This is a genomic window from Pseudoalteromonas translucida KMM 520 (assembly GCF_001465295.1).
GTDB lineage: Bacteria > Pseudomonadota > Gammaproteobacteria > Enterobacterales > Alteromonadaceae > Pseudoalteromonas > Pseudoalteromonas translucida.
In genome coordinates, this window is record NZ_CP011035.1 from 88,061 (window position 1) to 111,335 (window position 23,275).

Genomic DNA, 23,275 nt, shown 5'->3' on the forward strand with positions numbered 1-23,275 from the left:
AAAGCCACTTTAAAACCCTTCGTAAATAGATACGCTGCTAGTTTTGATACCGATCAGTTTTATTTTTAACTTTAAATTCAGTGATCGCTTTGAGGTGTATAGCCCGTATGAGTAAGTCATTGTAAGAATTAAAAAATACGATTTATAAATGAAAGGTTTATTTAAATTAAATACTCATCAAAAAAATTAATAACAGCAATCTATTTAAAGCATCGATAGAAGCTAGCTTACATTGTCTTGCCAGCCTATATTAGTTGTACGTTTTATTTGTTTTATAAAAAGGGACTCAACATGAATGATCATAAAGCGGGAAAATGCCCGGTTATGCACAGTAGTAATACCACCACCTCAAAAAACAATACCGATTGGTGGCCTAATTCTCTTAACTTAGACATTCTGCATCAGCACGATACAAAAACGACGCCATACGATAGCGATTTTAATTACGCCGATGCGTTTAATACGCTCGATCTTGAAACTGTTAAATCAGATTTAAAAAACGTAATGACCCAAAGCCAAGCATGGTGGCCAGCTGATTGGGGCCATTACGGTGGTTTAATGATCCGCATGGCATGGCACTCTGCAGGCTCTTATCGTTTGGCCGATGGCCGTGGCGGCGGTGGAACAGCTAACCAGCGCTTTGCACCGTTAAACTCTTGGCCTGATAATGGCAATTTAGACAAAGCGCGTCGCTTACTTTGGCCAATTAAGAAAAAATACGGTAATGCACTTTCGTGGGCTGATTTAATTATTTTAGCCGGCAATATGGCCTATGAGTCCATGGGTTTAAAAACCTTTGGTTTTGCCGGTGGTCGTGAAGATATTTGGCATCCAGAAAAAGATGTATATTGGGGCGCCGAAAAAGAATGGTTAGCACCGAGTGACGAGCGTTATAGCAGCGTTGATAAACCCGACACCATGGAAAACCCGCTAGCAGCAGTACAAATGGGCTTAATTTACGTTAACCCAGAAGGGGTTAACGGAGTGCCCGACCCGCTTAAAACCGCAGCGCAAGTACGCGAAACATTTGCTCGTATGGCGATGAACGACGAAGAAACCGCCGCGCTTACAGTTGGCGGCCATACGGTAGGAAAAACCCATGGTAATGGCAAGGCCGAAAACCTAGGGCCAGAGCCAGAGGCAGCCGACGTACACGAGCAAGGATTAGGTTGGAACAACAGCACAACGCGTGGCATTGGCCGCGACACAGTAACCTCAGGAATTGAAGGCGCATGGACCACACACCCGACTAAATGGGATAACGGTTATTGTGAAATGTTACTTAATTACGAGTGGGAACTAACAAAAAGCCCTGCAGGCGCGCACCAATGGGAACCGGTTAATATTAAAGAAGAACATAAACCAGTAGATGTAGAAGACCCATCCATTCGTTTAAACCCAATAATGACCGATGCCGATATGGCAATGAAGATGGACCCAGCGTATCGCAAAATACTTGAGCGTTTTAATAACGACTTTGAATACTTTAGTGATGTGTTTGCTCGTGCTTGGTTTAAACTAACTCACCGCGACTTAGGCCCTAAATCACGTTATTTAGGCGCCGATGTACCAAGTGAAGACCTAGTTTGGCAAGATCTAGTCCCCAGTGTAAATTACACCCTCAGTGAGAGTGAAATAACTGATCTTAAAGCCACCTTACTTAATTGTGGCGTAAGTGCTGTTGATTTAATTAACACCGCCTGGGACAGCGCGCGTACATATCGTGGCTCTGATCACCGTGGTGGCGCTAATGGTGCGCGTATTCGCCTTGCACCACAAAAAGATTGGCAAGGTAACGAACCCGCACGTTTAGCTAAGGTACTTAGCGCACTTGAAAAAGTACAAGCAGGCTTAAGTAAGCCCGTTAGCATTGCCGACTTAATTGTTTTAGGCGGTACTGCAGCGGTAGAGCAAGCAGCTTACAATGCCGGTGTAAATATTAACGTACCATTTGCGCCAGGACGCGGCGATGCAACCGATGCAATGACCGACGCAGAATCGTTTGACGTTCTAGAGCCTATTCATGATGGCTTTAGAAATTGGCTGAAAAATGATTACAGCGTATCAGCCGAAGAGCTACTACTTGATCGTAGCCAATTAATGGGATTAAGCGCACCAGAAATGAGTGTACTGCTTGGCGGAATGCGCGTACTTGGCACAAATCACGCCGGCACTCAGCATGGTGTATTTACCGATAATGTTGGTAAATTAACAAACGACTTTTTTGTAACTCTTACCGATATGAACTACCGCTGGGAGCCTGCAGAAAAAGGCCTATACAACATAGTTGATCGTCAAAGTGGTGCCACTAAGTGGACCGCAACCCGCGTAGATTTAGTGTTTGGTTCAAACTCTATTTTACGCGCACTGGCAGAATTTTACGCCCAAGACGACAATAAAACTCGTTTTGTGCAAGACTTTGTTAATGCCTGGGTAAAAGTAATGAACGCCGACAGATTCGATATTAAATAACCTTATCTGCAGGTAAATAAACACAGGGGAGTATTAATTACTCCCCTATTTTTTTGGGGCATAGTTCCTTAAAAGCCATGTTTGCATAAACAGAAAAGAATGGGAGTAAATAACCAGACCTAAAACATATGGTTCATGGCATTATTAACTCCTCTAAAAGCGCAGCGCCTCATAACCTCTTTGTGAGTTAATCATTTAATGAGGCTATTGCCCGCAACTCGAAGCGCAAATAACAAGCACAAAAAAACGGCGCTAAAGTTAGCACCGTTTTTACTTAATACTTAAATAAAGTACTTAAAACCTGTTATTACGCTACTTTTTTCTCTTCACAACTGGCTAGGTATTCGTCAAACGAGCCTTGAAAGTCGATTACTTGCTTATCTTTAATATCGATAATACGCGTAGCAAGTGACGATACAAACTCACGGTCATGGCTTACAAAAATAAGCGTACCTTGGAAGTCTTTTAACGCATTGTTAAGTGCTTCAATGGCTTCCATATCCATGTGGTTTGTAGGCTCGTCCATTACGAGTACGTTAACGTCTTGCATCATTAACTTACCAAATAACAAACGGTTTTTTTCACCACCTGAACAGTTACGCGCTTTTTTGTTTGAATCGTCTGCTGTAAACAACAAACGGCCTAACATGCCACGTACCATTAAATCGTTGTGCTTAGCTGTGCGCCACTGCGACATCCAATCAAACAAAGTTAAATCGTTGTCAAAATCTTTAGTGCTGTCTTGCGGGCAATAACCAAAAGTAGCATTTTCAGACCACTTAACTTCGCCCTCTAAGCTTTTAAGCTCGTCTACTAAACAGCGTAAAAAGGTGGTTTTACCCACACCATTTTCGCCAATTACTGCAAGCTTAGCGCCGGCTTCAAGTAATAAGTCGCCGCCAGAGAACAACATTTCGCCATCAAAGCCATGGCCAATTTTGTTAACTTCAAGCGCTTGGCGATACATTTTTTTACCTTCGTCAAAGCTCAGCGAAGGGCTCATACGGCTTGACGATTTAACTTCATCAAGTTTAATTTTATCCATTTTTTTAGCACGCGAACTTGCTTGTTTCGCTTTAGATGCGTTAGCACCAAAACGGTTAACAAAGTCTTGTAGTTCGTCAATTTCAGCGCTCTTTTTCGCGTTTTCAGCAAGTAATTGCTCGCGTTGTAGGCCAGCGGCTTCTAAAAACTTCTCGTAGTTACCAGGGTAAATACGCAGCTCGCCGTAATCAATATCGGCCATGTGTGTACATACCGAGTTTAAAAAGTGACGGTCATGCGAAATAATAATCATGGTACATTTACGCTTGTTAAGCTCGTTAGCAAGCCAGGTAATTGTATGAATATCCAAGTTATTGGTAGGCTCATCGAGTAGCAAAATATCAGGGTTTGCAAACAACGCCTGTGCTAAAAGCACACGTAGTTTCCAGCCTGGCGCTACGTTTGCCATTAAGCCATAATGAAATTCTTTATCGATACCCGCTTCTAGCAAAATTTCTTCAGCGCGGCTTTCTGCCGTGTAACCGTCCATTTCTGCAAATACGCTTTCTAGCTCAGCTACTTTCATGCCATCGTCTTCGCTCATTTCTGGCAAAGAGTAAATACGTTCGCGCTCTTGCTTTACTTTCCAAAGCTCCACGTCGCCCATAATTACAGCGTCAACTACGCTAAATTCTTCAAACGCAAACTGGTCTTGGCTTAGGTTACCTACTTTTAACCCTGGAGTAATAGATACATTACCCGCACTTGGCACAAGTGCCCCGCTTAAAATTTTCATGAAAGTCGACTTGCCGCAGCCGTTAGCGCCAATTAAACCGTAACGGTTACCGTTACCAAATTTAGCTGAAATGTTTTCAAACAACGGCTCTGCGCCAAACTGCATCGTGATATTTGCGGTGGAGATCAAAAAAATGTAATCCTAGAAAAAGTACTGACAGGGATAGGCTGCAGCAAAACGCCACAAACAAGAACCAGACAATAGGGTAAATTAGCTGGCGAATTATACAGATCCAAAGCCAAAGATGAAAGGTAAAAGAAACTTAAAAAATAGCCAGTAGAGCAAGAGCCGGTTTTAGATGTCAGGCTTGAGGTTTTAGGTAAAAATTAACCAAGGTTAATGTACAAGAGTAAGCGGGAGTTTACTTCGTGCTTATGGGCGAGCTTGCTGACGCGAAAAGCGCAGCTTTTAATGTGTAGGCACGATTATACATCCGGATTAATTTAAACGTGTTGTGTGGGTTTTTAAATTTAGTAATAACAAAAACTTGTACTTAATTGTTTAAAAGTTAAGGCTAAATTTACATAATTGTAAAAGCAGGCGCGTATTAATGATAACGGCGTAGTTTTTATTGGTTATATAACTAATAAGCCTATATTTATTTTTACCAATCAGGTAAATTGTTTTAAATGAATACTAACTTAATAATACGTTAGTTATTAACAGATAAACCAAGGAGCGGTGTGTCTCGTGTCAAACTCCACACTTAGTTACTACAATCAAAACGCACAAAGCTTTAGTGACTCAACCCTAAATGTTGATATGTCAGTGCTGTATGCTGAATTTTTGCCACATGTTACCGAACATGGTCATATTTTAGATGCAGGCTGCGGCAGCGCCCGCGATGCTGCTTATTTTAAACAGCTTGGTTTTACTGTTAGCGCGTTTGATGCCAGCGAACAACTTGCTGCATTAGCAAGCAGCTACTTACAGCAACCCGTCGACGTTAAAACCTTCCAACAGCTAGATTGCGTTAATAAATACGATGCTATTTGGTGCTGCGCTAGCTTATTGCACGTGCCAAAAGCTGAACTTCTGCAGGTGTTTTTAAACCTACAAAATGCACTAAAACCCAATGGGGTTTTGTATGTATCGTTTAAATATGGCGACACAGAGCGTGTGCATAATGGCCGTGAATTTACCGATTTAACTGAAAATGGTTTAACGCATTTACTTAGCCATACGCAGTTAAAAGCGATTAAACAATGGCAAAGTGTTGATCAGCGCCCAGAGCGCGAAAGTGAAGTTTGGCTAAATGCGCTGATTAAAGTAGTACACGTTTTATGATTGGAGCAATGCAGCAACAGCTCGACTTTATTGCGTATATTCAACGAATGTTAGTTGAAGGGGACTTTAGCGCAACTTATAAGTTTGCCTTGCTGCATGCTATTGCCGATGTATGTGTAGAACAGCCGTTATTGTCAGATCAAAGTGAATTAGTAATAGAGTTACCTACACTTGCCGATAAATTAATTACCTTATATTGGCATCATGCAATGCCGTTTCCGTCAGAACATACCGGTGAAAGCGCTCTACTTTTGCAAAACACAGGCGCGCAATCAAAAGTGATTAGCGTATTGTTTGAATGCCAACAAAACAATATTCGTAATTTACGCCAGCTAAAGCAAAGTTCATTTTACAAACCGACTTTTAATGCAGCTATGGCAACATTGAAAAGTGGTCCGCTTTGGCGTTTACAAATACTTGCCAAACAAGAAGAATGCTTTTTATACCCGCACACTAAAAACACTAAATTCATTACCTTAAATGCAGGTATCGCCAGTTGCTTTAGACGTTTTTATGATTTAGTAGTGTACTTAGCTAAAAATGCGTGGCTGCAAAAAATTCAAAGTATAAAGTACAACCAAACACTTATTGGCCCGCAAAGCCAACTGCACGACTTTTTATTTGGCTTTGATCGTAACGCACTCACAAAAGCAAAACCTGTGTTAGTAGAGCTGCAATCAAACTCATGCTTTTATTGCCAAAAGCCAATGAAAAACGATATTGAGGTCGATCACTTTATACCGTTTTCCCGCTACGCAAACGATCTTGGCCATAATTTTGTGGCTGCGCACCGCACATGTAATAACAATAAGCGCGACTTTTTAGCTGCGCAGCAACACCGTGAGCGTTGGCAAAAGCAAAACTTGGTTGTTAACAGCCAAATTATTAATAATGAGCTAAGTGCGTATTTTCACTGCGATGCAGATAAGTCACTCGCAGTAAGCAATTGGGCGTATCAGGTGGCACAAGCCAACAACGCTAAATTATGGCTTGGAAATAAAGACCATTTTGAGCAAGCAAAACCAACCGCCGATATAGTGGCTTTCCCGCAAGCAAAACAAACAGAGTTAAATCAAGTTGCAGAGCCTGTTATTAGCTTAAAATCAACTGATGATGCGCTAAAGCTGCCGTATTTCCCCAATATTAAAATTGCTTGTGGGCATTTTAAAACAGGGGATGAGAGCGACATAGAATTAATGGATGCGCCACTTGGTGCAGGCAAGCTCGATCCGCAAGTACACTTTTTAGCGCATGCATGGGGTAACTCAATGAATGGTGGTAAAAATCCGATTAACGATGGCGATTTACTGTTACTTGAGCTTATAACACCCGATAAAGCGGGATCGCTACGCGGCCAAATTGTCGCGATTGAGCGAGATGATATAGGTGGTGACGGGCAGTATTTACTGCGTAAAGTTAATAAATTACCTAATGGGCAATATGAGCTAATCGCTCAAAACCCAGATTATGAAGTAATGATTGCTGATGACAGCATGCGAACATTCGCACGGTTTAAGCAAGTGGTTGTGGAATAATAATTGTAGCTGCGATTTTATCTCGCGCTCATAAATTGTTTTTTGCGTGAAGATTTAAAGGGTTTAAAAACCTCTATTTGAGGTTTTATCGCCGTGGGATCACACTTTATCTTCAACTTACGTTATTGATGTGAACGTAACCAGCGTAGATAGGCCATCCATGGCCAAGCTACGCTTTTTACAGCATTGCCGAAAGGGATTTAGGTACTTGGAGTTTGTCGGGAACAAAATTCCACCATGCTGTAAGCACTCACCATCAACTAAATTTAATTTTTGATTACATATAGTTAGGTGTATTTATTTATGAACGCATGCAGGAGTTGAAGTATATTGGTTAGTAATTGTTTATTAAGTATTAGTAAATTACTTTCTCTTAGAACTTGTTATTTTTTAAAATTAAGGAATATTTTATGTTAACGTGGATTATAGATGAGCTGACCCAAAGAAGCCGACGAGGTAGAAAGTCGTTGGTTAATAATTTTAAGGTTGAAGGCTGGGCTGATGGGTATATTTTTATACGTGAGTTATTCCAAAATATTTTGGATAACCGTATTAATCCAAGTGAACCAGCAAAAGTATTTATAAACTTTGAAAAAATAAAAACTACCGAAGCAATTAAACAATATCAGATGCTCGTTAAGCCAATACATAAGCATTTAAATGCATCAGAAACTAATTATTCTGGTATTTCCGAAAACCCTACAATGTTGGTTATAAGAGAAGAAGGGACTACTGGCTTTAAAGGTGAATATACTGATAGTGATGCAGAGAATAGCGATTGGGCAAACTTTTTTTTTGGGGAAGCATTAGAAGCTAAATCAGGGGCTAAAAACGGAAGGGCAGGCCAAGGAAAGATAATTTATTACATGTTGTCACAATTAAGGTGTGTCTTTTTAGTTACTAAAAGAGCTGAGGATGGAAAACTACTTTTAATGGGCAATATTAATTTATCAAGAACTCATAAATGTGAAGATAAAAGTTACGAGACTTTTGGTTTTTGGGCAAATAATAAAAGTGAACAGCCTTTACCATGTGAAGATGAAGAGTATATTAAAGAGTTTTGTAGAAATTTCGGTGTAGATATATCTACATTGGATAGTGGAAACGTATATTTTATACCCCAACCATCAGAAGAATTAACAGAGAGTATTATTATTCAAGCATCTGTCCATGACTTCTATTTTCCTATTTTAAGAAACAGGCTTGCAATAGAAGTTGGCAGTAAACTTATAAATAAAAATAATCTTATCTCAATTGCAAAAGCAAATTCACACAAGTTTACAGATAAATATGACTATGCTCCATCCTCTGAATTTTTAGACTTTGTAGAGCAGTGTATTAACTTAAAAATACTTTCACCTGTAAAAAATGTTCGGTGGAGTGGAAGTGAAGATAGTTTCTATAACATTTATGATGAGCAAACAATAAAGGAAATAAAGAAAAAATTTGACAAAGAAAAAATAGTAGCTATTCAGGTACCCATATATATTTCCGAAAAAAATGGAAATAACTATACTGAAAATCTTTATGTGTACCTTAAACGTTCTGAAGTAATTGAGCAAACAGAAGAAGCTTTTATCAGGACTGATTTATTTATAGCAAAAGAAAGACGATTAAGAATTCACACAGGTAAAAATGCTTTTGGTTTGGTTGTAGCTGATGAAAGAAGCCCTAATCTGGCTGAGTTCCTTGCAAATGCAGAAGAAGCTTCTCACTTAATATGGAGTGCGAAAGAGAGTAAGGTTGAGGATAAATATAAAAATATTAAGAATACTTTAGCTAAAGTCCGTCAATCATTACCTAAGTTATTCAATCTTTTACTGGATGATGAGGAAAGTGAGGATAGGGCATTTCTTGTAGGTTTATTATCTGTTCCAGTTGATGAGAAACTCTCAAGAAAGAAAAAGAAAAAAAAGAAAAATATAGATAATAAAGGAGGCGAAAACCCAGCTCCTACAGAGCCTATTCCTAGTAAATTGCCAATGATTATTCTTTCAGACCTTCCTGATGTGAATGGTTTTATGGTTTCCCCTACTGAGTATATCAAAGAGCAAGATGTGCCTTTCGAGATAGAGTTAACTGCAGCTTTTGATAATGTTTTATCGGAAGGTAATCCACTAAAGCTATATACTCATCTAGACTTTGACTTTTCAGCGTTGAATCAATTTAAAGTATATGAGAATAATTGTGAAGTGATATCTGCTGACTTGAACAAAATATTTTTAAAAGTAAACAGCAATGATTTCAAGTTTTCTATATCAGGATTTAATAGCAGCGTACCATTGAAAGTCAAATACAGAATAACTCAAGAAAATGATAAGGATATTGAGCTATGAAATTGAGTGGAATTCATACAACAAATCCAACAAAAAGACTAAAAATCCCAAGTGATAAAATTAGTATTACTTTACATACTGACTCAGATGGTAATGAAGCTTTTGAGTTAGACTTAGTATTATTATCAGATGTTATATTGGGAATGAATTTACAAGATGTATCTGCAAAAGTTAGTTTATATGCTTATTCTTCTAATGCTGAGCAAGAGTATGAGCTAGGAACAGTATCAAGTTTTAAAAAGCCATCAAACCTATTACTAGAAGAGCTGGACTTTGCTTCACTTAAAGGGTTTAGGTTGATAATCTTTAATGATGCTCAACAGATAATCGCGAGTAATGAAACTCTTAAGTATCGCTCAAATGATGAGCCAGAAGATGAAAACTCACTTCTAAATGTAGAGCTTCTAGATCTTGGACAGAGAATTTGGAAAGTTAAACTTTCTGATGATACCAACCCTATTTTGGTATTAAACAAATCAATTCCAAACATTAAAAATGTAGTAAAAGACAATTCAGGTATTCTTGGCTGTATACTTCCTGAACTAACAAAAGAATGTATTGTTCATTTAGCTTTTAATAAAGCCGCTGATATATATGATAAAAGTTGTTGGCAGTACAATTGGGGGAAGTTTTTGGAGTCATTCGGAATACAATTCGAAAATATACCTGACTTACTTGAAGAGCCTAGAGAGTATTACTCATTATTAAACACTATCGATGATTTATTAGAAAGTTACTGTTTTCAGAAAAAGTTTGCTAGTAAATTTGCAAAAGATATAGGAGTAGCAATAAATGATTAATATTTCCGTTTTTAATGAGTTCGGACTTCAAATCTTTAGAGAGTATATAGAAAGTAAAGGGCTTAAAGAGTTACCAAAAGATATTTTGATAGGTGAACAGTATTCGCAAGTTATTTCAAATGATATTTTTCTTGATGAGTCAAAAAGTTTTGAAGATAGATTAATGATGGCAAAGTACCTTGATGAAACTGTATCGGCAAATATCTTTGATTTATTCGATAATAAACCAGAATTTTGGAGTTGGATTTGTTGCTTATATATTGAACAAATAATTCAGAATGGTAAATTTAGTAAACCAGAACACTATATTTATATGCCTGGTAGAATAGTCTACAGACATTCTGTTGCAACGCCTGTAAGGCTATATAGGCAGCATGGCCATGATATTTCTAGAATGCTTATCAGTAATAAAATGCATGTGTGGGGCGAGCTAGCTGAGCAAATTAATGGGCGTCAATACTTAACTCGTTCAAAAAAGTTACTTAATTTCATTTGTAATTTATATTATGACAGAAATAAAGATAGCTTAAAGCCTAGTACTGGCTCTAAAATTTCTAGTAAATTATTAAAAAATGGAGAAAGATCAAGAGCTGGTGAAGGAGGGGCAAGAAGAGTTGCTTTACAGCTAAAAAGGTTATCACTTAATTATAAAGTAGATGCAATGGATGTAACTAGCATTAATTCCCTTTTACCTTCTGAATATGAAAAGTTTATAAGTAATAATTAAGTAGAGGCTAATCAAGCCCTCTTTCTGAAAGGGCAATGATTACCCCCCCAATCTGCTGTGCCAAATACGGTGGCACAGCATTACCTACCTGCACATACTGGTTAGTTCTCGTCCCTTCGAAAATATAATTATCAGGAAATGTTTGTATACGTGCGGCTTCACGTACGCTTAAACTTCTGCACTGCTGTGGGTCATAATGAACAAAGTAATGCCCATCTTTTGAGATATGGCTTGTGACTGTCGTTGCATATTTATTGGCAACTTGAACCCTAAATCGATCTGAATGTGTTCCAGTATTCCAATTAGCATGGGCCGGGGCTAGTTCTTGTGGGAAATGACGAGATTTAGGTGATAAACCTTGGATTTTTGCATATGCTGCACAGTATGAGTAACGTAGTAAGTCATCAACCATATGGCCTCTAGTTTCATGATTTAGAACTACTTTAAGGCTTGGATCGATATACCAAGATTTTAAAGGCTCTGGCATGATAGGAGCTTTGTTACTTAAAGCTTTCTCTTTTCTTGTTAAGCCTATTTTTGGTAAAAGGTTCAAGCTATTTGCTGATTCTTCATTAAATTGCTTTGTCAGAATTACTTTTAATTTAGCTGCATTTTTAGTAACAGCTGTTTCCCAATCTTTTGCATTATCTTTTTGTTTTGAAAAGCCGCTGCGTAAATTTGGTAAGTCACTAATAACTTGTTCTACGGTAACTTGGTGTTCGCATAGCTTTAGTGTTTCTGGGGTTGCTTTAATATCCTCACGTACACCTAGTAAAATTACACGATGCCTAGCTTGAGGTATACCGTATTGCTCACAACGAATTAAAAAATCAGCAGAATCTTTGTATTGTGGGTCTTCTGGATTGTCAGCATCAACGACTAATGAATAGACTTTATATTTTGGAATTTTTTTGTGTTTTGTTACTGAGCCAGGGCTGCGCAAATCTTCTAATATTTGCGGAAACATGACTTGGCCGTTCACTTTTGCCGTAAGTATCCCTCTTACATTTTCCATCACAAAAATATCAGGCTTCGCTAGGCAAATTACTTCTAAGTACTCTTTGTATAAAAAGTGGCGAGCATCATCTTCTGCTATGTAACTTTTGTTACCAGCATTTCGTGAACGTCCTGCAAGTGAATAGGCTTGGCATGGAGGGCCGCCGATTAGAACTTTTGGGCCTTTATGCTTTTTGACGAGTTCCTTTATGCGTTTATGGATTAGCTTATTGTCTTTGCCTAGTTCTTTTGCACCATTTAGAGTTTCTTTATTGGCTTCTGTTGCAACATCAGGATGGAGCTTGAATAACTCATCTCTTGTAATTTCACCATGTAGATAACGATAGTAATTATTTAATGACTGAGATTTGGTTTTGAGTGTACGATAAAACGCACGAGTTGTTAAAGTTTGATGAGCATGGACATCCTTCTCAACAGAAATACCTATTTGAAAAGGTAATTTACCATCAGAAGTTTGAGCCGCTGAAATTCCTTCCCCAAGCCCACCAGGGCCAGCGAATAAATCAATGACCAGAATTTCACCGTTTACCATAACTTTACTACTAAATAATTAAATGACGTAGGATGATACCAGGCTTATACATGGTCTTAAAGTTTTAAATAGCAGTACTACTGCTAATAGAGCAAATTAGCAACACTATTAGAAGTTTAAACACAGAAGCTGAGATAATTCCCCGTGATCACGCCCGAAATTGAAATAATGATGAGTAATTTACAGCATGGATGCTGTTGAAAAGCGTAGTTTGGCCACGGATGGCCTATCTACGCTGATTACGTTCATATCATTAATTTGAATTGAGGAAGTAGTGTGATCCTCGGGGCGCCGTGGGGTTCCAAGGGGCGGTCGGCGGTATCCACCCCTTGGTTGCCATCGCCAACGCGATATGTATAAATAATTTGCAATTAAAAAATCGTATCACGATTTAAATTTTGTTCAATTACTTGCGTAATTAACTGCTCGTAAATACCAATCTGCTGCATTAAAGCCACTCCCTGTTTGCGAACATTCAGTTTACTAAAATACGGTACAGCTACAAGTATTAATCGTCTAAGTTACTAGTAATTAAGTATAAACGTGTGAGTTAAGTACTAGGCGAGCGAGTAATTAAAGGATGATGCTAAGAAACCCTCCCCTTCAACTTCACCTGAAAACACATAATTAATGAGTAATTACCTCGCATGGAGGCGAGGAAAGCGATGCTTGCACATGGATGTGCTTTCATCGCGTTTACGTTCATATTAATTTAGTGTTTAAAGATAAGTGAAATTGAGGGGCGCTGTGGGGTTCCAAGGGGCGGTCGGCGCTTTAATTTGGTAAAGAGCGCCCCTTGGTTGCCGTCGCCAACGCGATATATAACTAATATTTGCAATTAAAAGCTCAAGCGCGAGGTAAACTCCCGCCTACAATTTGAAGGCTGACGCTGAGACAACACTCCGTGATCACACCCGAAATTGAATTAATGATGAGTAATAAGCTGCGCATGGCGGAATTTTGTTCCCGACAAATTCCAAGTACCTAAATCCCTTTAGGCAATGCGCGATAAAGCGTAGCTTGGCCATGGATGGCCTATCTACGCTGATTACGTTCATATCATTAATTACAATTGAAGAAACAGTGTGATCCTCGGGGCGCTGTGAGATTCCAAAGAGAGACCAGCGTTTGCCTTTCTTTGGTTGCCGTCGCCAACGCGACATATAACTCAAATTTGCAATTAAAAGCCTAAGCGCGAGGTAAGCCCCTGCCTACAATTTAAAGGTTTCGGGCTTAGCGCAATGAGGCAATTAGTCATGCTATTCGCCTCATTATGTGAGGCGAATAATAATTGTATGTGTGGTACTAAATTGCAAACTGAAAGGTTTGCGTTAGCAATGGCTGTATATTGGCATTTTCCCTACGCTTTGGATCGATGCTAACAAATCCCCAAAATTCTAAAAAGCGATTGATGAATCGAGATTCAATCAGCCTGCCTAATAGCTTACTCGGGCTTGAGTATTGAGACGCTGGAGCGTGACTAAGTAACGCTGGGAATGCGGTAATGACTTCGTCAGTTAGTTGCTCGACCGAGGCATGTTTTTGTAGTCGCCACAGCATAAATAGCCAAAATGCGCGCAGATCCACGCTATCGGTAAAGCTGTCGAAGTAACGCCAATTGTATTGCATGATGGCGGCTTCGAGCATAGGGAGGTAAAAAGCATTAATCCCCTGGGTTTGATACAGCTTTTGCGCCGATTTTTTAATATGAAAATGGCCACTTTTATAGTAAATAATACCGGCAACATCAGCCAAAGTACGCGTGTAGTGTAGGGCGTTAAACTTATCTTCGTTACTGCCTGAAAATTCACTAATACTGATATGGATAGGGTATTTAGAAACAGCAAAGTTAGGTAGTAGCTCAGAGGCTTGCTTGACTAATTTAGCAGGTAAATTGCCTTTAGCCGTTGCTTTAATTGAGCCGCCTTGTTGCATGGCTTCAGTAAATATTAATGCTAAATAGCTCATCACTGGGCTACTTGATAAATCTGCTGGAGTATTAAAAGTAACTTTTGTTAATTCATTGAACGGGGCATAGAGCCAATTAGATATTTGCGTTGGGCAAAGCCCGCAAAAATCACTATCGGCTTGGTTATTTCGCGCAGCTATTGTTTGTTCTGCAACAAGGTTTAGCTCATCTAAACTTAACTCTGGATTCATGGCTAAAGTTTGCGTTATGTCATCAAATATTTGTGCATGCTGTTTAGTAGATGCAGTGTTCATACAACAATGTTTGTGCTTTTTGCCACTGCCACATGGGCAGGGATCGTTTCGTCCTAGTTTCATTTATTAGCTCGTTCTGCGCAATATGGGTTTAGTGTTACATCATTATATTTGTTAGTAAATAAAAGCTACGAGCTGAGGGCTAACTGGAAACTGACCGTGGATTGTTATTTTCTCTAAAGCGCAGCGCCTCATACCCTCTTTGTGAATTTTTTACTGGCTGTTTACTTACTTAAGAGCTTCAGCATAATTTTGCCGAAGCTCGAAGCCTGATTAATACCGGCGGTTGCGATTGTGCGGTTGCTCAAATTGTGTTTTAGGCCCTAGCGGTACTACGCCGGTGGGGTTAATAGTTTTGTGGCTGGCGTAGTAGTGTATTTTGGTGTATTCCAAGTCAATGGTGTCTTTAATACCCGGTACTTGGTACAGCTCAGTGACATAGTTATATAGGTTAGGGTATTCGCTAATTTTTTGCTGATTACACTTAAAGTGGCCATGATACACAGCGTCAAAACGCACTAAAGTAGTAAATAAGCGCCAGTCGGCCTCGGTAATTTGCTCACCAACTAAGTAGCGCTGTTTAGCTAGGCGTTGCTCTAACCAGTCTAGGCTTTCAAATAATGCACGGTAAGCGCTATTATAAGCACTTTGCGTGGTGGCAAAGCCTGCTTTATATACGCCGTTATTTACTGTGTTGTAAATGCGCTCGTTTACGCTGTCGATTTCTGCTCGCAGTGCTTGCGGATAGTAGTCGTCGGTGTTGCCGGTTAGCTCGTTAAACGCGGTATTTAAAATGCGCATGATATTCGATGATTCGTTATTAACTATAGTATGGGTTTTTTTATCCCATAAAATAGGAATAGTGGCGCGGCCTTCGTAATTGGCATCGGCTTTTAAATACAATTGGTAGGCGTAATTTAGGTTATAAAGCGGATCGCCGTGCTCACCAAATTCCCAGCCATTTTCGAGCATTTCGGGCTTTACTACGCTAAGTGTAATTACGTTTTCGAGTTGCTTTAATTTACGCATTATCATGGTGCGGTGAGCCCATGGGCAAGCTAGCGACACATATAAATGGTAACGTCCCGCTTCGGGTTTAAATTGGCTATCGGCGGCGTTTGAAATTTGTTGGGTAAAGCGGCTTGCTTGGCGTTCAAACTTACCACCCGATTTTTTGGTGTCGTACCATTGGTCAACCCATTTTCCGTCTACGATTAATCCCATTATTAACTCCTTAATGTGCTGTAAATGCATAAACACACACCGCATAGCTATGCGGTGTGTGTTTTAAATAACCAATATTACGCTTTGTTTAAGTTACGGTTAATTACATTATCAAGTGAGAATTTACCGCCACCTTGGATAACTAAAGCCAGTGTGATTGCTAATAGCGCTAGGCCAAATTCGTAACCGTTGTTGCTCATAAATAAGCCGTTATCAATGTGAGTGGTAAATATAGCCACAACCATAGTAATAGCCAGTACAAAGCTAGCAGGTCTTGTTAGTAGGCCAACAATTAAAAATAAGCCACCAAAAAATTCTGCACTACCTGCCATTAAGGCCATTAAAAACCCTGGTGCTAGGCCAATTGATTCCATCCATTGTCCTGTGCCTTCTAAGCCATAACCACCAAACCATGCAAATAATTTTTGTGCACCGTGAGCGGCAAAAATAATACCTGCAATAACGCGCAGTGGTACTGCAGCCAGTGATTGTTCAGTTTTAGTGATAACGTTAGCAATATTTTTAATAGTCATAATTTTTACCCTTATTGATGTTAAGTAAGTATGTTTAATTGAGTATGTAGCCATTGTAGTTGTTGTTTTGTAATTAAATAATGCCTATTATTTGCTTAATATGTTCAAATAATTTGAACAGTTGTTATTTGGATGAAAAAAACCATGAGTACACCTCCTATTAGTATTGAAGCGTTACTGGTGCTTGACGCTATTGAGCATCGTGGCAGTTATGCGGCAGCCGCAGAGCAATTAAATAAAGTGCCTTCGGCGCTATCCTACATAGTACAAAAGCTAGAAGAGCAATTAAACGTGACTTTGTTTCAGCGTCAGGGGCGTCGTGCTGTGCTAACTCCTGCGGGCAAACATTTACTGACCGAGGGGCGCAAGTTGCTTTTGGCGATTAATTCATTGTCGGAGCAAACACAAACAATTGCGAATGGTTGGGAGCCAAAAATTCGTATTGCTTTGGATTCTATTATTGATATAAAACCGATATTTACCAGTATAGAGCAGTTTTTAGCAGAACATAAAAATATTGAAATAGATGTACAAGAGCAGGTAATGAACGGCAGCTGGGAAGTGCTGATTGAAGACAAAGTTGATTTAGTTATTGGCGCGCCGTCGCCAGTGCCGAACCAAAAAGGCATTCGCGCGGTTAAAATAGACGAGTATCAAAGCGTACTTGTGGTAAATAGCACACACCCGTTAGCAACGCAGCAGCAACCTCTCGATATGAGTAGCCTTGCTCAGTACCGCAGTGTGATAGTACACGACTCTGCAGAGCAAGAAATTCCATGGTCGGCAAATATAATAGAGGGCACCCAGCGCTTTTTTGTTAGCTCTGTTGCGCAAAAAATTGCGGCTATTATTGCCGGTATAGGTATTGGTTATTTACCCAAGCGTTTAATTGAGCAGTATATAGTGTCGGGGCAGTTAGTGGAGGTAAAGCTAACCGATAAACGGCCTTGCCAAGACCTATTTATAGCCTGGAAAATAACTAATAAAGGTAAAGGGTTGCAACGACTTACCTCACTATTATTACAACCTTAACATTGCGCATTTAAAGCTAACAGCCGTGTATGGCTGTTAGCTAATAGCTGTAGTAAATATAATTTACTATTTAAAAGCTAAGGTAAGCCCTTTATTCGTCTAGGCTTTCATCTAGGGTAATTATAATACCAACGGTAATAATACGGTCACCAACCATTTCACAAATAGTGAGTTTTACGTCATCAAGCTCAATAAAGTCATCTACTTTAGGTAGGCTGTTTAGTGAGGTTTTTAGTACTTGTTCTAGCGTATCGTTTGGTTCAGCAGCAATATGAATATCGTAAGAATAGGCTATGCTGGCCACACTGGTATTGCCTTTAACTCTTAGCTCTTTTGCCGAAAGCTCGGTAATGTCTTGATCAATCGTGCTCGAAAAAACACAGTCAACAAACTCGCGCGTATGCGGTTTTAGTACCATAAATAGCTGATCGTCTGCTTGTAATAACGTAGAGCCGCGTGGCGCAATAATATTATTATTACGGCTGATCATTGCCATTACTGTGCTATCGGGTAGTGCTAGTTGCGATAAACGACGGCCAACAGCGCGTGACATTTTGCCTATGGTGTATTCAACAATATCGGCGTCAACATCGCCTAAAGCAGTGATCTCTAGCGTGGCTGCGGGAGTTACTGGCGGTGGTAAAGTAAGTTTTAGTTTGCGGGCCATAAAAGCAAGCGTTGAGCCTTGCAGTGTGGCTGAAATTAACACCACAAAAAATACCACGTTAAAAATGAGTTCGGCGCCAGGTAGGCCAAACATAAGAGGGAATATTGCTAAAATAATAGGTACTGAACCGCGCAGGCCAACCCAAGACACTAAGGTGATTTCACGTGCTTTAAAGCCAAATAGCGCTAACACCGGAATAACCGCCAAAGGGCGAGCAATAAATATAAGCACTAATGCAATGATCAGTCCCTCAAACCACACATCTAATAACGAGGTTGGGTTTATTAATAAGCCCAACACCACGAACATGGTAATTTGACCTAACCAAGCTAACCCGTCGTGGAATAAAAACGTACTGCGCTGAAACACAAAGCGGCTATTGCCAATAACCACACCGGTAATAAATACCGCTAAAAATCCGCTACCACCAATGTTTGCGGTAATACCAAATGAGAGTAAACCACACGCTGCAACCAATACCGGATACAAACCAGTAGCGACTAATTGAATTTTATTAATTAATTTAACGGAGATCCAACCCACGGCTAAGCCGACTAATGCGCCTAAACCCATTTGTGATACAAACATGAGTAACAGGCCTGTGCCTAGCTTCATGTCGTTTACTAACACTTCGAGTAAGCCTACGGTTAAAAATATTGCCATGGGGTCGTTTGAGGCACTTTCTATTTCGAGGGTGGCTTTTAGTTTGGTGTTTAAATGAATACCGGCATTACGCAGCAGCGCAAATACGGCCGCGGCATCGGTTGAGCCTACAATAGCGCCAAACAATAAGCCTTGTAGCAAAGGAATATCAAGCATGTATGCGGCAGCAACCCCAGTGACTGCGCTGGTAATAAGTACTCCAAGGGTGGCCAATACGGAGGCGGGTTTCCAGACTTTTTTTATCGCTTTTAAGGGCGTTTGTAAGCCGCCATCAAATAATATCATCGCTAATGCGAGCGTACCTAAAGAGTGTGCCGCTGCAGCATTATCAAAAAATATGCCACCGGGACCATCTTCACCAGCGAGCATACCGACCATTAAAAACATTACCAGTACGGGCAAACCGAGACGAGCTGATAATTTACTGGATACAATACCCAGTAAAATTAATACCGCGGCTAACAATATTATTTGATCAATAAAAAACATATATTATTCTCATTTATAGCTAAGGGCTGGGTTAGGTCGTTATTGTAAATTACGCACTAGAGTATGGGATAGTAGTTACTCTGCTGCTAAGTATGAACTGGTTTTCATTTTAATAGGTAAAATAATAAGCGATGTTAAACATGGGTTTGTTTACACAAAAATGTTTTTTAGCTTTTGATATTGTAGCATTATTTTCATTAAATAGGGAGGATCGGCGTCATAAATAGCAGGTATCAGCGATCTGCTAAAAACTTGCCAAACTCAGTGTGAAAAGGCCGTTTTTAGATGTAATTTTAGCTCGCGCTTTAGGTTCAATATTCAAAGTGAGAGTTTTGCTTCACCTTACCTTTTAGCTTTTAACCATTTAAATTGTTTTTAAATTTGCACTTCGCCTTTGGGCACTATTACCACTTAGTAAAAGTGATTTACACAATGAAGGGATTATTTATTAATTCATAAGAAATATAATGCTCTACTTATTTTTACTAGCACAGTAATCGTATGCTTAGGTTTAAGGCGCGAAAACAGCACTAGTAAAAAGCATCAGGGCAACGCCTGATTGACTGAATTATTACAGAGGTTTTTATGACGTTATCCCTAACTCCACGCCTAACACAGTTAGCCAATGCTGATTTGATCCAATCATTGGCGCATATTAAAAGGGGTATAGAAAAAGAAGCTTTACGCGTAACTACAGACGGTTTATTGGCACAAAACCCTCATCCGTATAGTTTAGGCTCGGCGCTGACTCATCCTCATATCACTACAGATTACTCAGAGTCGTTATTGGAATTTATTACGCCTGCAGGTGAAAGTATTGATCACACACTCGACTTTTTACAACAATTGCACCGTTATACTGCCACAGAATTAACCGCACAACATATATGGCCAGCGAGTATGCCCTGTGCGCTTCAAGGTAATGATAGTGTGCCCATTGCTCAATATGGTAGCTCGGTGCAAGGACAAATGAAGCACACTTACCGTCGTGGGCTAGATATGCGCTACGGGCGTATTATGCAAAGTATTGCGGGTATTCATTTTAATTTTTCATTACCAGATAGCTTTTGGCAGGGGTATCAAACTCTACAGGGTAACCAAGACTCGCTTGCAGATTTTCGCTCTGCTCAGTATTTTGCGCTGATCCGTAATTTTCGTCGCTATGGTTGGTTATTACTTTATTTATTTGGTGCATCTCCGGCGTTAAGCCGCTCGTTTGTTGATGGCCGTGCGCATCAGTTAGCCAGTTTGGGCAACGATACGCTTTATATGCCTTATGCTACTTCGTTGCGAATGAGTGGTTTTGGCTATCAAAACGATGCCCAAGCGAGTTTAAATGTAAGTACCAATAGCTTAGCTGAATATAGCCGCGATTTAACACAAGCGCTTCACACGCCACATGCACCTTATACGCGTATAGGGGTTGAGGTAAATGGTGAAAAACGTCAGCTAAACGATAATATTTTACAAATTGAAAACGAATACTACAGTGATATTCGCCCTAAACGTGTTACTCACGCGGGTGAAACACCACTGCAGGCTATGAACGAGCGCGGGGTTGAATACATAGAAGTACGTAATCTCGATATTAACCCTATGTTGGCGCTAGGTATTGACGACACTCAAATTCGCTTTTTAGATACATTTTTACTGTTTTGCTTATTACAAGATAGCCCCGAAATTGGCGAGCAAGAACAACAGCGTTTAGCACGCAATCACACCCGTGTGACCGAGCAGGGGCGATGCCCTGATTTACTGCTAGAAACAGCTAATGGTGAGCTTAGTCGCAGTGCTTGGAGCGAACAGCTATTTGCAGAGTTAGATGCTATAGCAGGGCTACTTGATCACGCTGATAGCGGCTACAGCGAGGCGATACAACACTATAAGCCATTATTACAACAGCCAGAGCTAACGCCATCAGGGCTTATGATGACGCAGCTTATCGCTAATAATCAGGATCACAGTGACTGGGTAGGGCAACGCGCCACTGAGCTCACTGCACAATGGAAAAAAATGCCACTGAGCGCAGCACAGAGCGATTACTTTAAACAGCTTGTAAGCTCATCACACGCAGAGCAGCAAAAGTTAGAGGGCAAGGTTTAGCAAAAGACAGCTTTAGGTGTTGGCCTTTAGCTTTTAGATAGATGATACGACCCCGATAAAGTAAACCGCAACAGGGCCGTATCAAGGTCAACACGCCCTACCAAGCTTGGTACTTGGATTTACTTGTAGGTGCGGTTTTATATCGCATCCTTTACAATTAAGCCTTAATCCCCTGGCCGAAATTAATAAACCACAATAATAAAAGTAAACCCCGAATGGGGTTACTCACTTTTTGAAACCCATATTGATATTTACCTAACTAATGTATAAAACCTGTAACTCTATTCTTTAGTTTGCATATTTTTAGCACGCTGCTCGGCTTCGATCAGGGCTTGAGATTTAGGTTCGCGTTTTTTCTGCGCTATTTCTGGCTTTTTAGTTGAATTTGGATCCCAGCTATCATCCAGCGATAGGTTGGCAAATGGGTTGCTGTTGTCTATTTGCACATTTTGCGCTTTAGGCTCAGCTATTGGTTTTGGCTGTTGGTTTGTATCTGCTTTTATTACAGGCTTTGCTTTACTGCCTGGTAGCGGTGCATCGGGATCAAATGTACGCACTTCGGGCTCTTTAAATTCGGGCTCGGTATTAAATGAAGTTGCTTGCTCTGTGCTGCTGTTTACAGGGGAGTGTATATTTGTTGTTGGTTGCTGCGCAATAATAGGCTCTGGGCTGATATTAGCGGGCTCAATTGTATTTTGAGCTGGCGTTTGATTATTAATTGCTGCTGGCGCTTGTTGAGTAACCTGTTGCTGACGCTGCTTTTTAGTAGGCAGTGGTGCATCGGGATCGAACATGCGTACTTCTGGCTCGGCAAAGTCGCTGGCATTTTTGATTCGCTCTAAGGTGTTTTTAGCCGCGGCTTCAAACTCCGCGGTATTGGGCTCTGGTTTTGTTTTGGGCTTTTCATTACTAAATGTTGTATTGGCTGTTTTAGCTACGGTTTCTGGCTCGCTAGTACTTGCTTGTGGTTTTGCCAATGCCGCATCAATTTGCTGCATTGAAACCGGCTCAGCCGCAGGTTGTGCTGTTGTCGTATTTTGTATATTTACGGCGCTAGGGCTTGGCTTAACTGTCGATTTAACTGCCGATTTAGTTACTTGTTCAGTTACTTGTTTAGTAACGGATGTGGTAGCAGCTGGGCTAGTTGGCAGTACTGTTGCCACATCAGAATTACTTTGTTTAGCTCGGCGCATGCGTACTAAAACCATTACCCCAATAAGTACTATTAGCAATAATAATAAGCTGGGTAGCAGTAGTGAGGCGGCGCTTTCGCTGTTTATTTTTGATACTGGCGCAGGTTTTACACTCGCTGGTTTTTGCGCAGCTGCGATGGGATCTGCGCTTACTTCTGTAGCGTTTGCCTGTGTACTTTCAGCCGCCGGATTTTTTATATCAGTGCTTTTTACATCCGAGCTTTTTATATTGGCAACGGGTTCATCAGTCGTTACTTGGCTTGTTTGACTAGGGTTTGCTTGTGGCTCGGTATTAATACTAGCGGTATTGTTTGCCTCAGAGTGTGTTTTTAAAGGCTCAACAATAGGCGTTGGAATAGACTCAGTAACCGGCTCAGTAATAAGCTCACGCAGTGCGTTCTGGGGCTCTGGATCGTTAACAATAGTATGCGGTTTTGGCTGGGTTGGTGTTACTACCGGCTTATTGCAATTTTTATTATAGTCGCGCGCGGCATTACGGTAGCTGCGGCCCGTTTTATTATTACTGTGCTGCTGCATTTCTTGTTTTATAAGTATGCACATAGCTTGGTTATAGGCTGCGCTATTAAAGCTATAAAATAGGGCAACACAAAGGGTCAGGCGTGTGAGTATTTTTATCATAAAGGTCAGTAGCGCTTAAGCAT

At 40.2% G+C, this 23,275-nt stretch carries 15 protein-coding genes; 8 read left to right on the top strand and 7 right to left on the bottom strand.

What is annotated here, in order from left to right:
- Positions 1 to 291 precede the first annotated feature (291 nt).
- Complete coding sequence (katG, locus tag PTRA_RS16020; RefSeq protein WP_058374685.1) at positions 292 to 2,472, top strand: catalase/peroxidase HPI; 2,181 nt, start codon at positions 292 to 294, stop codon at positions 2,470 to 2,472.
- A gap of 307 nt (positions 2,473 to 2,779) precedes the next feature.
- Here katG and PTRA_RS16025 read toward each other — a convergent pair whose 3' ends face one another.
- Positions 2,780 to 4,381, bottom strand: a complete 1,602-nt coding sequence (locus tag PTRA_RS16025) for an ABC-F family ATPase (protein ID WP_011329728.1) — start codon at positions 4,379 to 4,381, stop codon at positions 2,780 to 2,782.
- Positions 4,382 to 4,942: 561 nt separating this feature from the next.
- On the opposite strand from PTRA_RS16025, the gene PTRA_RS16030 reads away from it, so the two are divergent.
- From PTRA_RS16030 to PTRA_RS16050, 5 genes are all read left to right on the top strand, one after another.
- Complete coding sequence (locus PTRA_RS16030; RefSeq protein WP_058374686.1) at positions 4,943 to 5,539, top strand: class I SAM-dependent methyltransferase; 597 nt, start codon at positions 4,943 to 4,945, stop codon at positions 5,537 to 5,539.
- The gene (locus PTRA_RS16035) at positions 5,536 to 7,074 is read left to right on the top strand and encodes a S24 family peptidase (protein WP_058374687.1); all 1,539 of its coding nucleotides are present in this window, start codon (positions 5,536 to 5,538) and stop codon (positions 7,072 to 7,074) included. The genes PTRA_RS16030 and PTRA_RS16035 overlap by 4 nt, the downstream gene beginning before the upstream one ends.
- A gap of 410 nt (positions 7,075 to 7,484) precedes the next feature.
- Positions 7,485 to 9,410, top strand: a complete 1,926-nt coding sequence (locus PTRA_RS16040; protein ID WP_058374688.1) for a hypothetical protein — start codon at positions 7,485 to 7,487, stop codon at positions 9,408 to 9,410.
- Positions 9,407 to 10,210 carry a hypothetical protein gene (locus PTRA_RS16045; RefSeq protein WP_058374689.1) on the top strand — a complete coding sequence of 268 codons (804 nt, stop codon included), beginning with the start codon at positions 9,407 to 9,409 and terminating at the stop codon, positions 10,208 to 10,210. Before PTRA_RS16040 ends, PTRA_RS16045 begins: the two co-directional genes overlap by 4 nt.
- Entirely contained in the window at positions 10,203 to 10,937 is a 735-nt protein-coding gene (locus PTRA_RS16050; protein WP_058374690.1) for a hypothetical protein, read from the top strand. The genes PTRA_RS16045 and PTRA_RS16050 overlap by 8 nt, the downstream gene beginning before the upstream one ends.
- Before the next feature lie 7 nt (positions 10,938 to 10,944).
- On the opposite strand, the gene PTRA_RS16055 is transcribed toward PTRA_RS16050, so the two are convergent.
- The 4 genes from PTRA_RS16055 to PTRA_RS16070 form a co-directional block, all read right to left on the bottom strand.
- The gene (locus PTRA_RS16055; protein ID WP_058374691.1) at positions 10,945 to 12,486 is read right to left on the bottom strand and encodes a DNA cytosine methyltransferase; all 1,542 of its coding nucleotides are present in this window, start codon (positions 12,484 to 12,486) and stop codon (positions 10,945 to 10,947) included.
- A 1,305-nt stretch (positions 12,487 to 13,791) separates the two neighbouring features.
- The gene (locus PTRA_RS16060) at positions 13,792 to 14,772 is read right to left on the bottom strand and encodes a YecA family protein (RefSeq protein WP_058374692.1); all 981 of its coding nucleotides are present in this window, start codon (positions 14,770 to 14,772) and stop codon (positions 13,792 to 13,794) included.
- Positions 14,773 to 14,982: 210 nt separating this feature from the next.
- Entirely contained in the window at positions 14,983 to 15,933 is a 951-nt protein-coding gene (locus PTRA_RS16065) for a glutathione S-transferase family protein (RefSeq protein ID WP_058374693.1), read from the bottom strand.
- Between the two features lie 77 nt (positions 15,934 to 16,010).
- A complete protein-coding gene (locus tag PTRA_RS16070; protein WP_058374694.1) occupies positions 16,011 to 16,466 on the bottom strand; it encodes a DoxX family protein in 456 nt (151 codons plus the stop codon).
- Positions 16,467 to 16,610: 144 nt separating this feature from the next.
- On the opposite strand from PTRA_RS16070, the gene PTRA_RS16075 reads away from it, so the two are divergent.
- The gene (locus tag PTRA_RS16075) at positions 16,611 to 17,498 is read left to right on the top strand and encodes a LysR substrate-binding domain-containing protein (RefSeq protein ID WP_058375144.1); all 888 of its coding nucleotides are present in this window, start codon (positions 16,611 to 16,613) and stop codon (positions 17,496 to 17,498) included.
- Positions 17,499 to 17,589: 91 nt separating this feature from the next.
- Here PTRA_RS16075 and PTRA_RS16080 read toward each other — a convergent pair whose 3' ends face one another.
- Positions 17,590 to 19,317 carry a potassium/proton antiporter gene (locus PTRA_RS16080; protein ID WP_058374695.1) on the bottom strand — a complete coding sequence of 576 codons (1,728 nt, stop codon included), beginning with the start codon at positions 19,315 to 19,317 and terminating at the stop codon, positions 17,590 to 17,592.
- A 585-nt stretch (positions 19,318 to 19,902) separates the two neighbouring features.
- On the opposite strand from PTRA_RS16080, the gene gshA reads away from it, so the two are divergent.
- On the top strand, positions 19,903 to 21,420 hold the full coding sequence (gene gshA, locus PTRA_RS16085; RefSeq protein WP_058374696.1) for a glutamate--cysteine ligase: 1,518 nt from the start codon (positions 19,903 to 19,905) through the stop codon (positions 21,418 to 21,420).
- 281 nt (positions 21,421 to 21,701) lie between these two features.
- Here gshA and PTRA_RS16090 read toward each other — a convergent pair whose 3' ends face one another.
- The gene (locus tag PTRA_RS16090; RefSeq protein ID WP_058374697.1) at positions 21,702 to 23,252 is read right to left on the bottom strand and encodes a hypothetical protein; all 1,551 of its coding nucleotides are present in this window, start codon (positions 23,250 to 23,252) and stop codon (positions 21,702 to 21,704) included.
- Positions 23,253 to 23,275: the final 23 nt, after the last annotated feature.

Excerpts from the sequence above, each read along its gene's own strand:
- PTRA_RS16040 (WP_058374688.1), top strand. The coding sequence starts at position 7,485 with ATGTTAACGTGGATTATAGATGAGCTGACCCAAAGAAGCCGACGAGGT.
- PTRA_RS16080 (WP_058374695.1), bottom strand. The coding sequence starts at position 19,317 with ATGTTTTTTATTGATCAAATAATATTGTTAGCCGCGGTATTAATTTTA.
- gshA (WP_058374696.1), top strand. The coding sequence starts at position 19,903 with ATGACGTTATCCCTAACTCCACGCCTAACACAGTTAGCCAATGCTGAT.
- PTRA_RS16050 (WP_058374690.1), top strand. The coding sequence starts at position 10,203 with ATGATTAATATTTCCGTTTTTAATGAGTTCGGACTTCAAATCTTTAGA.
- PTRA_RS16055 (WP_058374691.1), bottom strand. The coding sequence starts at position 12,486 with ATGGTAAACGGTGAAATTCTGGTCATTGATTTATTCGCTGGCCCTGGT.
- PTRA_RS16045 (WP_058374689.1), top strand. The coding sequence starts at position 9,407 with ATGAAATTGAGTGGAATTCATACAACAAATCCAACAAAAAGACTAAAA.
- katG (WP_058374685.1), top strand. The coding sequence starts at position 292 with ATGAATGATCATAAAGCGGGAAAATGCCCGGTTATGCACAGTAGTAAT.
- PTRA_RS16035 (WP_058374687.1), top strand. The coding sequence starts at position 5,536 with ATGATTGGAGCAATGCAGCAACAGCTCGACTTTATTGCGTATATTCAA.
- PTRA_RS16075 (WP_058375144.1), top strand. The coding sequence starts at position 16,611 with ATGAGTACACCTCCTATTAGTATTGAAGCGTTACTGGTGCTTGACGCT.
- PTRA_RS16060 (WP_058374692.1), bottom strand. The coding sequence starts at position 14,772 with ATGAAACTAGGACGAAACGATCCCTGCCCATGTGGCAGTGGCAAAAAG.
- PTRA_RS16070 (WP_058374694.1), bottom strand. The coding sequence starts at position 16,466 with ATGACTATTAAAAATATTGCTAACGTTATCACTAAAACTGAACAATCA.
- PTRA_RS16065 (WP_058374693.1), bottom strand. The coding sequence starts at position 15,933 with ATGGGATTAATCGTAGACGGAAAATGGGTTGACCAATGGTACGACACC.
- PTRA_RS16090 (WP_058374697.1), bottom strand. The coding sequence starts at position 23,252 with ATGATAAAAATACTCACACGCCTGACCCTTTGTGTTGCCCTATTTTAT.